At 64.2% G+C, this 13,617-nt stretch carries 13 protein-coding genes; 9 read left to right on the forward strand and 4 right to left on the reverse strand.

Annotation, left to right across the window (positions count from 1 at the left end; genetic code table 11):
• Positions 1-184 precede the first annotated feature (184 nt).
• Positions 185-2,107, forward strand: a complete 1,923-nt coding sequence (gene htpG, locus QPK29_RS17010) for a molecular chaperone HtpG (RefSeq protein WP_371768171.1) — start codon at positions 185-187, stop codon at positions 2,105-2,107.
• 51 nt (positions 2,108-2,158) lie between these two features.
• Here htpG and QPK29_RS17015 read toward each other — a convergent pair whose 3' ends face one another.
• From QPK29_RS17015 to kynU, 4 genes are read right to left on the reverse strand one after another with little or no spacing between them, the layout of a single operon-like run.
• Positions 2,159-3,274 (reverse strand): acyltransferase family protein, encoded by a 1,116-nt coding sequence (locus QPK29_RS17015; protein ID WP_371768172.1) that lies wholly within the window; start codon positions 3,272-3,274, stop codon positions 2,159-2,161.
• Positions 3,275-3,288: 14 nt separating this feature from the next.
• The gene (locus QPK29_RS17020; RefSeq protein WP_371768173.1) at positions 3,289-3,834 is read right to left on the reverse strand and encodes an RBBP9/YdeN family alpha/beta hydrolase; all 546 of its coding nucleotides are present in this window, start codon (positions 3,832-3,834) and stop codon (positions 3,289-3,291) included.
• Positions 3,835-3,880: 46 nt separating this feature from the next.
• Positions 3,881-4,678: a tryptophan 2,3-dioxygenase gene (gene kynA, locus QPK29_RS17025; RefSeq protein ID WP_371768430.1), complete on the reverse strand. Its 798-nt coding sequence runs from the start codon at positions 4,676-4,678 to the stop codon at positions 3,881-3,883.
• 51 nt (positions 4,679-4,729) lie between these two features.
• Positions 4,730-6,004, reverse strand: a complete 1,275-nt coding sequence (gene kynU, locus QPK29_RS17030; RefSeq protein WP_371768174.1) for a kynureninase — start codon at positions 6,002-6,004, stop codon at positions 4,730-4,732.
• Positions 6,005-6,511: 507 nt separating this feature from the next.
• Between kynU and flhD the strand changes: the two genes are divergently transcribed.
• The 8 genes from flhD (at position 6,512) to cheA (ending at position 13,610) form a co-directional block, all read left to right on the forward strand.
• On the forward strand, positions 6,512-6,829 hold the full coding sequence (gene flhD / locus QPK29_RS17035) for a flagellar transcriptional regulator FlhD (protein WP_036230363.1): 318 nt from the start codon (positions 6,512-6,514) through the stop codon (positions 6,827-6,829).
• Between the two features lie 117 nt (positions 6,830-6,946).
• Positions 6,947-7,495: a flagellar transcriptional regulator FlhC gene (flhC, locus tag QPK29_RS17040; protein WP_056137227.1), complete on the forward strand. Its 549-nt coding sequence runs from the start codon at positions 6,947-6,949 to the stop codon at positions 7,493-7,495.
• A 20-nt stretch (positions 7,496-7,515) separates the two neighbouring features.
• Positions 7,516-8,289 (forward strand): class I SAM-dependent methyltransferase, encoded by a 774-nt coding sequence (locus QPK29_RS17045; protein WP_371768175.1) that lies wholly within the window; start codon positions 7,516-7,518, stop codon positions 8,287-8,289.
• A gap of 134 nt (positions 8,290-8,423) precedes the next feature.
• Entirely contained in the window at positions 8,424-9,284 is an 861-nt protein-coding gene (gene motA, locus QPK29_RS17050; protein WP_056137229.1) for a flagellar motor stator protein MotA, read from the forward strand.
• A 36-nt stretch (positions 9,285-9,320) separates the two neighbouring features.
• Positions 9,321-10,322: a flagellar motor protein MotB gene (gene motB, locus QPK29_RS17055; RefSeq protein ID WP_371768176.1), complete on the forward strand. Its 1,002-nt coding sequence runs from the start codon at positions 9,321-9,323 to the stop codon at positions 10,320-10,322.
• A 25-nt stretch (positions 10,323-10,347) separates the two neighbouring features.
• Complete coding sequence (locus QPK29_RS17060; RefSeq protein ID WP_056137231.1) at positions 10,348-10,899, forward strand: hypothetical protein; 552 nt, start codon at positions 10,348-10,350, stop codon at positions 10,897-10,899.
• A gap of 146 nt (positions 10,900-11,045) precedes the next feature.
• Positions 11,046-11,411: a response regulator gene (locus tag QPK29_RS17065; protein ID WP_036230353.1), complete on the forward strand. Its 366-nt coding sequence runs from the start codon at positions 11,046-11,048 to the stop codon at positions 11,409-11,411.
• A 36-nt stretch (positions 11,412-11,447) separates the two neighbouring features.
• Positions 11,448-13,610: a chemotaxis protein CheA gene (gene cheA / locus QPK29_RS17070; RefSeq protein ID WP_371768177.1), complete on the forward strand. Its 2,163-nt coding sequence runs from the start codon at positions 11,448-11,450 to the stop codon at positions 13,608-13,610.
• The last annotated feature ends 7 nt before the right edge of the window (positions 13,611-13,617 follow it).

The following is a 13,617-nucleotide window of genomic DNA, read 5'->3' on the forward strand; positions in this document are numbered from 1 at the left end:
TTTCGACACGCCCGCACAAAAAAATTTCGGCCGACCGCAACGTTATGCCGACTCGGTCAAAAAGTCGAGAATCTTAGTGTATGTATAAGAAATGCGATTCGGAAAAAATAGCTCTTGAAATCCCTGTTGGTATCCCAATATCGAACCGGTCTGTCCAACCCTGTTAGTCACGAGGATATAAAAGATGGCTGTCGCCGAAAAAGAAACCCTTGGGTTCCAAGCAGAAGTCAAACAGCTGCTGCAACTGATGATCCACTCCTTGTATTCGAACAAGGAGATTTTCCTTCGAGAACTGATTTCCAATGCGTCCGACGCGGCCGACAAGCTGCGTTTCGAGGCCATCAACAACGACAGCCTGTACGGCAACGACCATGAACTGAAGATCAAGGTCCTGTTCGACAAGGACGCGAAGACCGTCACCATTTCCGACAACGGCATCGGCATGAGCCGCGACGAAGTGATCTCGCACCTGGGCACGATCGCCAAGTCGGGCACGAAGGAATTCTTCAGCAGGCTGTCGGGCGACCAGCAGGCCGACGCCGCGCTGATCGGCCAGTTCGGCGTGGGCTTCTACTCGGCCTTCATCGTGGCCGACCGCGTCACCGTCGAGACCCGCCGCGCGGGCGCCGACGCGGCGGACGGCGTCCGTTGGGAATCGACGGGCGAGGGCGACTACACCGTCGAGCAGGTCGAGAAGACCAGCCGCGGCACCGACATCGTCCTGCACCTGCGCGAGGGCGAGGAAGAGCTGCTGTCGTCGTGGAAGCTGAAGTCCATCATCCGCAAGTACTCCGACCACATCTCGCTCCCGATCGAGATGAAGAAGGAAGAGTGGGACGAGGAAAAGAAGGAAACCGTCGTCAAGGACGAATTCGAGACCGTCAACCAGGCGTCCGCGCTGTGGGCCCGTTCGAAGTCGGACATCACCAAAGAGCAGTACGAAGAGTTTTATAAACACGTCTCGCACGACTTCCAGCCGCCGCTCGCCTACACGCACAACCGCGTCGAAGGCCGCAGCGAATACACGCAGCTGCTGTACGTGCCGGGCCACGCCCCGTTCGACCTGTGGGACCGCAACAAGCGCGGCGGCATCAAGCTGTATGTCAAGCGCGTCTTCATCATGGACGACGCCGAACAGCTGATGCCGGTCTACCTGCGCTTCGTGAAGGGCGTGATCGATTCGAACGACCTGCCGCTGAACGTCTCGCGCGAGATCCTGCAGGAATCGCGCGACGTGCGCGTGATCCGCGAAGGCTCGACCAAGCGCGTGTTGGGCATGCTGGAAGAGATGGCCAACAGCGACGAGCAGGAAGGCAAGGACAAGTACGCGACCTTCTGGAAGGAATTCGGCCAGGTGCTGAAGGAAGGCATCGGCGAGGATGCCACCAACAAGGACCGCATCGCCAAGCTGCTGCGCTTCGCGTCGACGCAGACGGATTCCCCGGACCAGACCGTGTCGTTCGCCGACTACATCGGCCGCATGAAGGAAGGCCAGGACAAGATTTACTACGTCACGGCGGATAACTACAACGCCGCGAAGAACAGCCCGCACCTGGAGATCTTCCGCAAGAAGGGCGTCGAAGTGCTGCTGCTGACCGACCGCGTGGACGAGTGGATGCTGTCGTTCCTGAACGACTTCGACGGCAAGGAACTGGTGTCGGTCGCGAAGGGCGGCCTGGACCTGGGCAAGCTCGAGGACGAAGCCGAGAAGAAGGAGCACGAAGAGACCGAGACGCAGTACAAGGATCTCGTCGAGAAGATGAAGAGTGCGCTGGCCGACAAGGCCAAGGACGTGCGCGTCACGTTCCGCCTGACGGATTCGCCGGCCTGCCTCGTGGCGGACGAACACGAACTGTCCGCGAACCTCGTGCGCATGCTGAAGGCGGCCGGCCAGGATGCGCCGGAGTCGAAGCCGATCCTCGAGATCAACCCGAACCATCCGCTCGTCACGCGCCTGAAGTACGAGGACGCCGCGAGCCCGCGTTTCGGCGACTGGGCGCACATCCTGTTCGACCAGGCCATGCTGGCCGAAGGCGGCAGCCTGACGGATCCGGCGGCGTTCGTGAAGCGCCTGAACGAGATGCTGCTGGCGACGGCGGCCAAGTAAGCGCATCATCATGGAAGCCGGGCACTGCCCGGCTTTTTTTTCGACCTGGATTCAGGCCCGCATACCCAGTCCGCGCGCACCCAGCGACAGGGCGGCAGCAATCGCCCGCCGCAGCACCCGCTGCAGCGCTTCGGTGAGCGGATTCAACGCCAGCGCCACGACGGCGATCGCGGTGCCGATCGCGAGGATCTCGTGCGCCGCCCCGCGCTCGATCGGCAGCAGCGATTGCCACAGCCCGATCACGATTCCGTGCGACAGGTAGAGCGTGAACGTATGTCCGGCCACGAAGCGGATCGGGCGCGCCAGCCGCGGCAGGGCGTCGAACCGCGCCTGGCGCGCGCAGGCGAAATTCAGCAGCACGAGCAGCGTGACGGCGTAGTCGGCCAGCACGCGGTCGGCGCTGCCCATGCGGATGCCGGCGAAGGGCCACAGGCCGTTGGCGACGTCGCGCAGGTAGGGTTCCGGGTCGAACCAGCCCCACAGGCCGATCAGGACGACGGACAGCATCCAGCCGGCGCGCGCGAGGGCGGGACCGAACGTCAGCCGGCCCTGCAGGCGGTACAGCGCGACGCCGGACAGCCACACGGGCAGCAACAGCCACAGGCGCGGGCCGACGACCGCCAGCACGGCACCGGCGGCGAGCCAGCGGCGCCGCCCCTTCGTGAAATGGAAGACGCCGAACAGCACGTAATACCAGGCTTCGTAATCGAGCGACCAGTACGGGATCAGCCACGGCGGCCGCTCGACGAAGCTCCATGCGTCGCCCAGGAAGGCGAGGTGGAACGGCACGTACAGCCAGGGGCGGCGCAGCTCGTACGAGTCGTCGATGGGCACGTGCAGCACGTCCTGCACGACCGTCGCCAGGATGAAGGCCAGGGCCAGCACGGGCAGCACGACGGAATACAGGCGCGCCGCCCGCGCCACGACGTAGCTCGGCGCCGTCAGGTTCTTGTGTTCGGCGCTGTACGCGATCACGAAGCCGGACAGCACGAAGAACGCGATGACCGCCTCGCGCCCGAAGTCGGGCATGTGGGCGATCTGGGCGTCGTCGAAGATGCGGAAATAGCCGAAGTGCGCCACCACGACGGCCAGCGCGGCGCAGGCGCGCGCGAGGTCGAGGTAGAGGGAGAAGCGCGCGTCGAGCGCGCCGGCCCGCGCCGGGGTCATCGTGCCGTCCGGCGTTACGGGTTCAGGTCGCGGCAGAATTCGTCGAGCATCGCTTCGCCCTCCGGCCATGGACCGTAGCCGCTGCCGCCGTTGATGTGGCCCGCCGGTCCGATCTCCACCAGCTTGCTGCCCCAGGCCTGGGCGAACATGCGCGCGCGGTCCGGGGCCACGTATTCGTCGTTGCTGCTGGCGACGACGATGGACGGGAACGGCAGCTTTGCCAGCGGGATCGGCCTGAAGCCGTTGGCATCGATCGGGTAGGACGCCGCTTCGACGTCGCTCGGCGCGACGAGGAAGGCGCCGGCGATCTTGAGCTTCGATCCGGACTGCGCCCATTGCGCCACCAGCATGCAGGCGAGGCTGTGCGCGACGAGGATCGGCCGGCCCTCGCACTCGGCGATGGCGGCATCCAGTTCGGCCACCCATTCGTCGCGGTCCGGGTTGTTCCAGTCGCGATGCGGCACCCGTGTCCAGGCGGGATATTTACGTTCCCAATGGGTCTGCCAGTGCTGCGGGCCCGAGTTCCACAGGCCGGCCAGGGTCAGGATGTCGCACTTCATGTTCGCTCCAGTGTGGTCTTGCCGGCCATTGTACGATGGCGCGCCGCTACAGCGCCGTGCGCAGCGCGAACAGCTCGGGGAACAGTACGACGTCCAGCATCTTGCGCAGGTAGCTCACGCCCGCCGTGCCGCCCGTGCCGGTCTTGAAGCCGATGATGCGCTCCACCGTCGATACGTGGCGGAAGCGCCAGAACCGGAAGGCCGTCTCCAGGTCCACCAGCTTTTCGGCCAGTTCGTACAGGGCCCAGTGGTGCTCCGGATCGCGGTAGACCTCGAGCCACGCGGCCATCACGCTGTCGTCGTGGACGGTCGGCTGCGTGGGGTCGGCGTCCAGCCGGCCTGGCGCGATGGCGAGGCCGGTGCGGGCCAGCAGCCGCACGGCTTCGTCGTAGATCGACGGCGCGTGCAGTTCGCGCTCGAGCAGCGCGTGGTGCTCGGGCGAGGCCTTGTGCACGGCCAGCATGGCGGCATTCTTGTTCCCGAGGATGAATTCCAGCTCGCGGTACTGGAACGACTGGAAGCCCGAGGACGACGCCAGGTAGGGGCGGATCGCGCTGTATTCCGGGGGCGTCATCGTGGCCAGCACGTCCCAGGCGTGCACCAGCTGGTCCATGATGCGCGCCACCCGCGCCAGCATTTTAAAAGCGGGCGGCAAGTCGTCCGCGCGGATGTGGGCGCGCACGGCCTGCAGCTCGTGCAGCATCAGCTTGATCCACAGCTCGCTCGTCTGGTGCTGGACGATGAACAGCATCTCGTTGTGGTTCGGCGACAGCGGGTGCTGGGCCGACAGGATCTGGTCCAGGCCCAGGTAGTCGCCGTAGCTCATGCTGCGGCTGAAATCCATCTGTGCGCCGTGCCACTGCGGGTCTTTTTTATCGGTGTCCACGGTGCCTCCTCAGGTCACGGCGCTGCGCTCGGCGCGGGTGTCGTAGCCTGCGCGGTCGAGGATGTCGCGCAGTATCTCCACGGCGTCCCAGACGTCCGCGAAACTGGTGTACAGCGGCGTGAAGCCGAAGCGCATGATTTCCGGCTCGCGGTAGTCGCCGATGACGCCGCGCGCGATCAGCGCCTGCATCACCGCATACCCGTGCGGATGCGTGAAGCTCACCTGGCTCCCGCGCGCGGCATGCTCGCGCGGCGTGACGAGGCCCAGCGGGTGGGCGGCGCAGCGGCTTTCCGCCAGCGCGATGAACAGGTCCGTCAGCGCCAGCGATTTGGCGCGCAGGGCGGCCATGCTGGTGGCTTCGAAGATCTCCAGCCCGCACTCGACGAGCGCGAGCGACACGACCGGCTGCGTGCCGCACAGCGCGCGTCCGATGCCGTCGGCGGCCTCGAACCCGTGCGCCATGGCGAACGGCGCCGCGTGGCTCCACCAGCCCGTGAGCGGATGGCGGAACGCGGCCTGGTGGCGCCTGGGCACCCAGATGAAGGCCGGGGCGCCCGGGCCGCCGTTCAGGTATTTATAGGTGCAGCCCACCGCGAAGTCGGCGTCGGCCCCGTTCAGGTCCACCGGCACGGCGCCGGCCGAGTGGGCGAGGTCCCACAGCACGAGGGCGCCGCGGGCGTGCGCGTGGCGCGTCAGCGCGGCCATGTCGTGCATGCGCCCCGTGCGGTAGTTCACGTGCGTGAGCATCAGCACGGCGCAATCCGCGTCGACGGCCGCTTCCAGTTCCGCGGGCGTGTCGACGAGGTGGATGCGGTAGCCGCGGTCCAGCCAGCGCGCGAGACCGTCCGCCATATAGATATCGGTGGGGAAGTTGCTGCGTTCCGTGACGAGCACCTTGCGGGCCGGGTCGCGGTCCGCCTGGATCGCCAGCGCGGCGGCCAGCGCCTTGAACAGGTTCAGCGACGTCGTGTCCGTGACGACCACTTCGCCGGCCGTGGCGCCGATCAGCGGGGCGAGGCGGTCGCCCAGGCGGCCGGGCAGGGCGAACCAGCCGGCCGTGTTCCAGCTGCGGATCAATCCCTGGCCCCATTCCTGGGCGACGATGTCGCGCGTGCGGTCGAGCGCGGCGCGCGGGCGGGCGCCCAGAGAATTGCCGTCCAGGTAGATGACGCCCTCGGGCAGGTCGAAACGGTCGCGCAGCGGTGCGGCCGGGTCGGCGGCGTCGAGCGCGAGGCAGGCCGCGCGCGTGGTGACGGCGGCGATGTCATAGGTGGGTGGGTTCATGCGGGAAGTGTAGCCAGTTTTGCATCAATCGGGCGCAGAAAAAAATTTTCAAAATTTTTTGGTCCTGACCCTAAAGTTTCTCTGAAGGCTGACGATAACCGTCTCAGATGACCAGGATTGGATCGAAAAAAAGTTTGTCGAAACCCTAAAGTTCGGCAAAAACGGTCCGATAACGAGTCAGTAGGGTTGCTTGAGGGACAAAAAATTTTTTTTGAGAAACCCTAAAGTTCCCGAAACCGTTGACGTAAACCAACACAGCAATACGTTGTTGGCGACGTCGAAGGGCAGGAAATCGCCCCGGTTGCACATCATTCTTCTGGCCCCTTTTCATAGGGGAGCCACCACGATTCGGCAGGGTTTGTCAGACAAACTCCTACGGATCGCTCTCGTCTTTGCCGGACGAAAAATACAGACAGTCTCCTATTCTCCAAAAGTTTCCTCACAGTCAGAATCTATCTCACCGGCAACACACAACGCCTCACAGATAGATCAAACGGAGAGATGGAAATGACTGCGAACGACATGATGGCTGAAATTCGTGATGCGAACCTGAGCTACCTGATGCTGGCACAGCAGATGATTCGCGCAGACAAGGTCACCGCAATCTTCCGTCTTGGCATCTCGGCCGACATCGCCGACCTGATCGAAGGCATGAGCAACGCCCAGATCCTGAAACTCGCCGGCGGCAACATGATGCTGGCCCGCTTCCGCTTCGACGACGCCGCGATCCTCGGCATGCTGACGAGCCACAGCAAGGACCGCGCCCTGGCCCAGTCGCACGCCGCCATCCTGATGGCTGGCCAGCCCGCAGAAGAAATCGCATAGGGTCAGAGCCCGGTTTTTCAGTTAGGGCTCTGACCCGGGTTCAATTGCCCATTTCAGGGCTCTGACCCCGGTTTCAGCCAGCAGCAATACATCAGAATCGAAGTCACGGAGAACAGCATGACCAAGAAAAGCGTCGTCTCGGAAGCCCAGGAAATCCAGCTGGCCATCGAACTGATCCAGCTCGGTGCACGCCTCCAACTGCTGGAAAGCGAAGTCTCCCTGTCGCGCGAGCGCCTGATCAAGCTGTACAAGGAACTGAAGGGCATGTCGCCGCCGAAGGGCATGCTGCCGTTCTCGACCGACTGGTTCCTGACGTGGCAACCGAATATCCACGCTTCGCTGTACATCAACATCTATAAATTCCTGGTCGAGTATGCCGGTGCCACGGGCATCGAGGCCGTGATGAAAGCCTACAAGCTGTACCTGGAACAAATGCCGCCGGCCGCGGGCGAAGAGCCGCTGCTGTCGCTGACCCGCGCCTGGACTCTCGTGCGCTTCTTCCAGGGCAATATGCTCCAACTGGCACCGTGCTCCAAATGCCAGGGTAAATACGTCGTCAACGCCCTCGACCTGAACAACGATTACCAGTGCGGCCTGTGCCACATGCCTTCACGCGCCGGCAAGACCCGCAAGGCCAAGGACGCCGCCGCACTCGCCGCCGCCTGAGCGGTTTTCCCTCCAGGTCGATGACCCAGCCTGCCTCGCGCCGCGCGTTCGCGGCGCCGTCCGTCCGCGCGCTGCTGGCCCAGGCCGGCGCTTTCCCTCTCACCCTGATCGCCGTCTGGCTGCTCGCCCGTGCGGGCGTACCCATGTCGTGGGAGGGCGTCGCCCTCGTCCAGGGCGCCCTGGCTGCACTGCTGGCCTGGGGCTTCCGGCTCGCCATCTGGTGGCGCGCCATCGAACTCGTGTTCCCGACCGGCGTGCTGCTGGCGCGCGGCTTCGAGCTGCCGCCGGGCGTGTTTCTCGTGCTGTTCGTACTGTTCCTTCTAATATATTGGTCGACGTTCCGCACGCAGGTGCCGTACTACCCGTCCGGGCGTGCTGCCCGGGATGCCGTCGCCGGCGTGCTGCCCGCGGACCGTCCGCTCGCGATCGCGGACGTGGGCAGCGGCCTCGGTGGTCTCGTGCTCGATCTGGCGCGGCGCCGTCCCGATTCTCAGGTGGACGGCATCGAACTGGCGCCGCTGCCGTGGTTCGCCAGCCGCCTGCGCGGGAAACTGTCGGGCAGCCGCGCGCGCTTCCTGCGCGCCGACTACGAGATGGTGAATTTTGGTCACTACGATGTCGTGTTCGCCTATCTGTCGCCGGCGGCGATGGCGGGACTGTGGCGCAAGGCGGAGAGCGAAATGCGGCCCGGTAGCATCCTGTTAAGTTACGAATTCGACATTCCTGGAAGAATGCCCGACCGTCGCATTGTGACGACTAACAGTAAGAAAATTCTCTTTCTTTGGCAATTTTGACGGTCGTCCGGGCACTTTTACTTGCCCGTGGGCCATTCTCAAGCTAATCTAGTTCCCTACGTAAATATTTCTCTTTGGATTCATCAACTTGGATCCAATCCGGGCGAACCCCGGAATCACGCATCGGGAGTCCCGTGTTTGTCATTGTTGGTTACGTAATCGTCTGCGCATGCGTCTTCGGCGGCTTTGCCATGGCCGGCGGTCACCTGGCAGCATTGTTCCAGCCGCTCGAACTGCTGATGATCGGCGGCGCGGCTGCCGGTGCGTTCTTCGTCGGTAACACGCCCAAGGCGGTGAAGGCGACGCTGGGCGCACTGCCCACGCTGTTCAAGGGGTCCAAGTACACGCGCGAGATGTACATGGAGCTGATGTCCCTGCTGTTCGACGTGTTGTCGAAGGTACGCAAGGAAGGCCTGATGTCGATCGAAGGCGACATCGAGAGCCCCGAGCAGAGCCCCGTGTTCTCGAAGTACCCGCTGGTGCTGGCGGACCACCACATTATCGAATTCATCACCGATTACCTGCGATTGATGGTTTCGGGCAACATGGACGCGTTCCAGATCGAGAACCTGATGGACAACGAGATCGAGACCCACCATCATGAAGGTGCGGTCCCGGCGCAATGTATCGCGAAGCTGGGCGACGGCCTGCCGGCGTTCGGTATCGTGGCGGCCGTGATGGGCGTGGTGCACACGATGGAATCCGTGGGCCTGCCGCCGGCCGAGCTGGGCATGCTGATCGCGCACGCGCTGGTCGGCACATTCCTCGGCATCCTGCTGGCGTATGGCTTCGTGGGACCGCTGGCCAGCCTGCTCGAACAGAAGCTGGAAGAGTCGAGCAAGATGTTCCAGACCGTGAAGGTGACGCTGCTGGCGAGCCTGAACGGTTACGCGCCGGCGCTGGCCGTCGAATTCGGCCGCAAGGTCCTGTACTCGACCGAGCGCCCGACGTTCGCGGAACTCGAGGACCACATCAAGAAGGCCAAGAGCAAGTAATGGTGCGAGCTAACCACATCGGCGCGGGAGTGCGGCATGGCTGACGAAGGCCAGAAGCCGATCATCGTCAAGCGCGTCAAGAAGGGCGGCCATGGTCACCATGGCGGCGCCTGGAAGATCGCGTACGCCGACTTCGTGACGGCGATGATGGCGTTCTTCCTGCTCATGTGGCTGCTCGGCTCGACGACCAAGGGCGACATGGAAGGCATCGCCAATTACTTCAAGACGCCGTTGAAGGTCGCCATGCAGGGCGGCTCCGGCTCCGGTAACAGCAATTCGATCCTGCAGGGCGGCGGCAAGGACCTGACGCGCCGCAACGGCCAGGTCAAGAACGGCGACATCGAGCCCAACAAGAAATCGATGGACCTGAAGTCCGCGCGCGAAGCCCTCGAGAAGCAGGAGGCGGCGCGCCTGGAAGAGCTCAAGCAACGTATCCAGCAGACGATCGACGCCAATCCGCTGCTGCGCAAATACAAGAACCAGCTGCTGCTCGACGTGACGAGCGAAGGCCTGCGCATCCAGATCGTCGACGAAAAGAACCGCCCCATGTTCGCCTCGGCGAGCGCGCAATTGCAACCGTACACCCGCGACATCCTCGATGTGCTTGGTCTCGTGCTGAACGACGTGCCGAACCGCATCGGCCTGTCGGGGCACACGGATTCCACGCCGTATTCGACGGCCGAAGGGTATACGAACTGGGAATTGTCGGCCGACCGCGCCAACGCTTCGCGACGCGAGCTGGTGCATGGAGGCCTGTCCGACGCCAAGATCCTGCGCGTGGTGGGTCTCGGCTCGGCCGTCCACCTCGACCGCGCGGATCCGTTCAACCCGATCAACCGCCGCATCAGCATTCTCGTGATGAACAAGCGTACCGAGAACGCCGTGCTGCACGACGGCACGCCTTTGGACGTGCCGGGCGAAAGCGCCGACGCGGCGGTGAAAGCCGTGGCTGAAGCGACGGGTGCCGGGGTGGCGGCACCCGTCGAAAAAGGTGGCGGTCTGGCACAGCCGGCGGCAGCGCCGGCCGGAAAGAAATAACGGGCGGGGAGTTCTGGAGGATTTTATGACGACAAGAAAAAAGATTCTCGGGTCACACGTCAAGCGCCTCCTGTCGGGTGTCTCCGACCATGGCCGGCGCCACCTGTCCGAAGTCGAGACCGACCTCGTGCAGACGACGCTGTTGCTGGAGGAAGCCGTCGAGAAGCTGACGAGCAGTTTCATGGCGATCCACCACGTGGTCGACTCGCGCCAGGAGGCGATCAACCGCCTGCTGGCGGGCCAGGCGCCGACGGCCGAGGAGAGCGCATGCCTGACGGGCATGTCGGGCGAGATCGCCGGCCACGTGAACGCGGCCGTGACGAGCATGCAGTTCCAGGACATGACGAGCCAGCTGCTGGACCGCACGTTGCGCCGCGTGACCGGCCTGCGCGAGTTCCTGACGACGTTGTCCGAGCATGGCGACGAGATCCTGCCGGAGAGCGACGGCGACGAGATCGTCGAGCGCCTGGGCAAGGTCAGCATGGCGCTGGCGATCCAGTCGCTCGAGCTGCGGAGTATGCTGCGCAAGTCGGTGGAGCAGCGGCATCTCGAAAGCGGCGACGTGGAATTATTTTAACCATGGGGTCAGAGCCCGGTGTCCGGGTCGGGCTCTGACCCCATCTGACTATAAAATAAAAGGCCGGGCGACTGGCGCGGATTGAAACCGGGGTCAGAGCCCCAAAAGAAAAACCGGTCTCTGACCCCAACAGCAGGAGCATAAAGATGGCAAAAACTATTCTCGCAGTCGACGATTCCAGTTCCCTGCGCCAGATGGTGGCTTTCAGCCTGAAGGCCGCGGGCTACCAGGTGGTGGAAGCCGTCGACGGACAGGATGGCCTGGAAAAGGCGAAGCTTCAGACCGTCGACCTGGTCCTGACCGACCAGAACATGCCGAAGATGGACGGGCTCACCCTCATCAAGTCGCTGCGCGGCCTGCCGGGCTACCAGAAGACGCCGATCCTCATGCTCACGACCGAGTCGTCCGAAGACATGAAGACGAAAGGCCGCGCGGCCGGCGCCAACGGCTGGCTGGTCAAGCCGTTCGACCCGCAGCGCCTGATCGAGGTGGTCAAGAAAGTCATCGGCTGATCGTTTCACGCCGATCGCACCAGACGGAAATTTGACATGACCATCGACATCAGCCAGTTTTACAAGGTCTTTTTCGACGAGGCGGAAGAGCTGCTCGCCGAGAAGGAGCGTCTGCTGCTGGCCGTCGATATCGATTCGCCGGACCCGGAAGACCTGAACGCGATCTTCCGCACCGCCCATTCGATCAAGGGCGGGGCATCGACCTTCGGCCTGACCGACATGAGCGAAGTGACGCACGTGCTCGAGTCCCTGCTGGACCGCATCCGCAAGGGCGAGATGGCGCTCACCAGCCAGCACGTGGACGCCTTCCTGGCCGCCAAGGACATCCTCAAGATGCAGCTCGACGGCCACCGCAATGGCGCGGACGTCGACCAGGAAGCGGTCGCCAACGTGCGCATGATGCTGCACGACCTGTCCGAAGGCGTGATCGTGCCGACGCACCAGCCGACCGTGCCGTCGTTCCTGCACGCGGAACAGAAGCAGCAGGTCGCCGAGGGCGCCCACCGCTACAAGATCGAGCTGCCCGACCTCGCCAAGCGCGACGTCGACGCGCTCGTGGACGAACTCGGCCTGCTGGGCCGCGTGTCCGTCGTGCCGCTCGCAGCGGGACGCACGGCGCTGATCATCATGACGCACGAGAGCCTGGACGACATCATCGCCATCTGCTCCTTCGTGCTCGACCCGAACGACCTCAGGATCTTCGAGGCGCCCCCGCTCACGCCCGAGCAGCGCGCGCGAGAGGCGGCAGAACGCGCCCGCATCGAGGACGAGCAGGGCTACGGTTTCTTCGACCCGACCGATGCGGTGGACGCCACCACGAACGAGCCGTCCGAGGACGAACTCGGCTATGGATTTTTCCAGCCGATCGAGCAGATCCGCCGCGAAGCGGGCATCGTGGCCGAGGCGCCGCTGCCCGTGCCCGCGAAGCCGGAATCGCTCGACATCACCGAAGTGGCGGCCGAAAAGAAAGCCGCCAAGAAGGCTGCCGAGGGCAGCCACGCGCAGGGCTCCGAATCGTCGTCGATCCGCGTATCGATCGAAAAGGTCGACCAGCTGATCAACCTCGTCGGCGAACTGGTGATTACGCAGGCCATGATCGAGCAGCGCAGCGACGGGCTCGACCCGATGGTGCACCAGCGCCTGCTGGCGTCCGTGTCGCAGCTGACGCGCAATACGCGCGACCTGCAGGAAGCCGTCATGTCGATCCGCATGATGCCGATGGACTTCGTGTTCTCGCGCTTCCCGCGCATGGTGCGCGACCTGGCCGGCAAGCTGGGCAAGAAAGTCGACTTCATCACCAACGGCGCCGCGACGGAACTGGACAAGGGCCTGATCGAACGCATCGTCGATCCGCTCACGCACCTGGTGCGCAACTCGATCGACCACGGCATCGAGCTGCCCGCCGCGCGCATGGCCGCCGGCAAGTCGGAGTCGGGACGCCTGTTCCTGTCCGCCGCTCACCAGGGCGGCAACATCGTGATCGAAGTCGCGGACGACGGCGGCGGCCTGAATCGCGAACGCATCCTGGCCAAGGCCAGGCAGAATGGGCTGCCGGTGTCGGACAACATGAGCGACGCCGACGTCTGGCAACTGATCTTCGCGCCCGGCTTCTCGACGGCGGAAATCGTCACCGACGTGTCGGGCCGCGGCGTCGGCATGGACGTCGTCAAGCGCAACATCCAGGCGCTGGGCGGTACCATCGACATCCGCTCGGCGCGGGGCTTCGGCACGACGATCCTGATCTCGCTGCCGCTGACGCTCGCGATCCTGGACGGCATGTCGATCCGCAGCGGCGACGAGATCTACATCCTGCCGCTGGGCTTCGTCGTGGAGTCCCTGCAGCCGGCGCGCGCCGACGTCAAGGAGATCCACGGCCAGGGCCGCGTGGTGAAGGTGCGCGGCGAATACCTGCCGCTGATCCCGCTGTACCAGATGTTCAACATCGAGCCGCGCATCACCGACCCGTGCGAAGGCATCCTCGTGATCCTCGAGGCGGAAGGGCGCAAGGCCGCGCTGTTCGTCGACGAACTGGTCGGCCAGCAGCAGGTCGTCGTGAAGAACCTGGAAGCGAACTACCGCAAGGTCGCCGGGATCTCCGGCGCCACCATCCTCGGCGATGGCGGCGTGGCGCTGATCCTGGACGTGGGCGCGCTGCTGCGCTCGTCGCGCCAGTTGTCCGACGAATCCGTCATCTCCTGATTTAACC

This window comes from Massilia orientalis (genome assembly GCF_030411975.2).
GTDB classification, from domain to species: domain Bacteria; phylum Pseudomonadota; class Gammaproteobacteria; order Burkholderiales; family Burkholderiaceae_D; genus Telluria; species Telluria orientalis.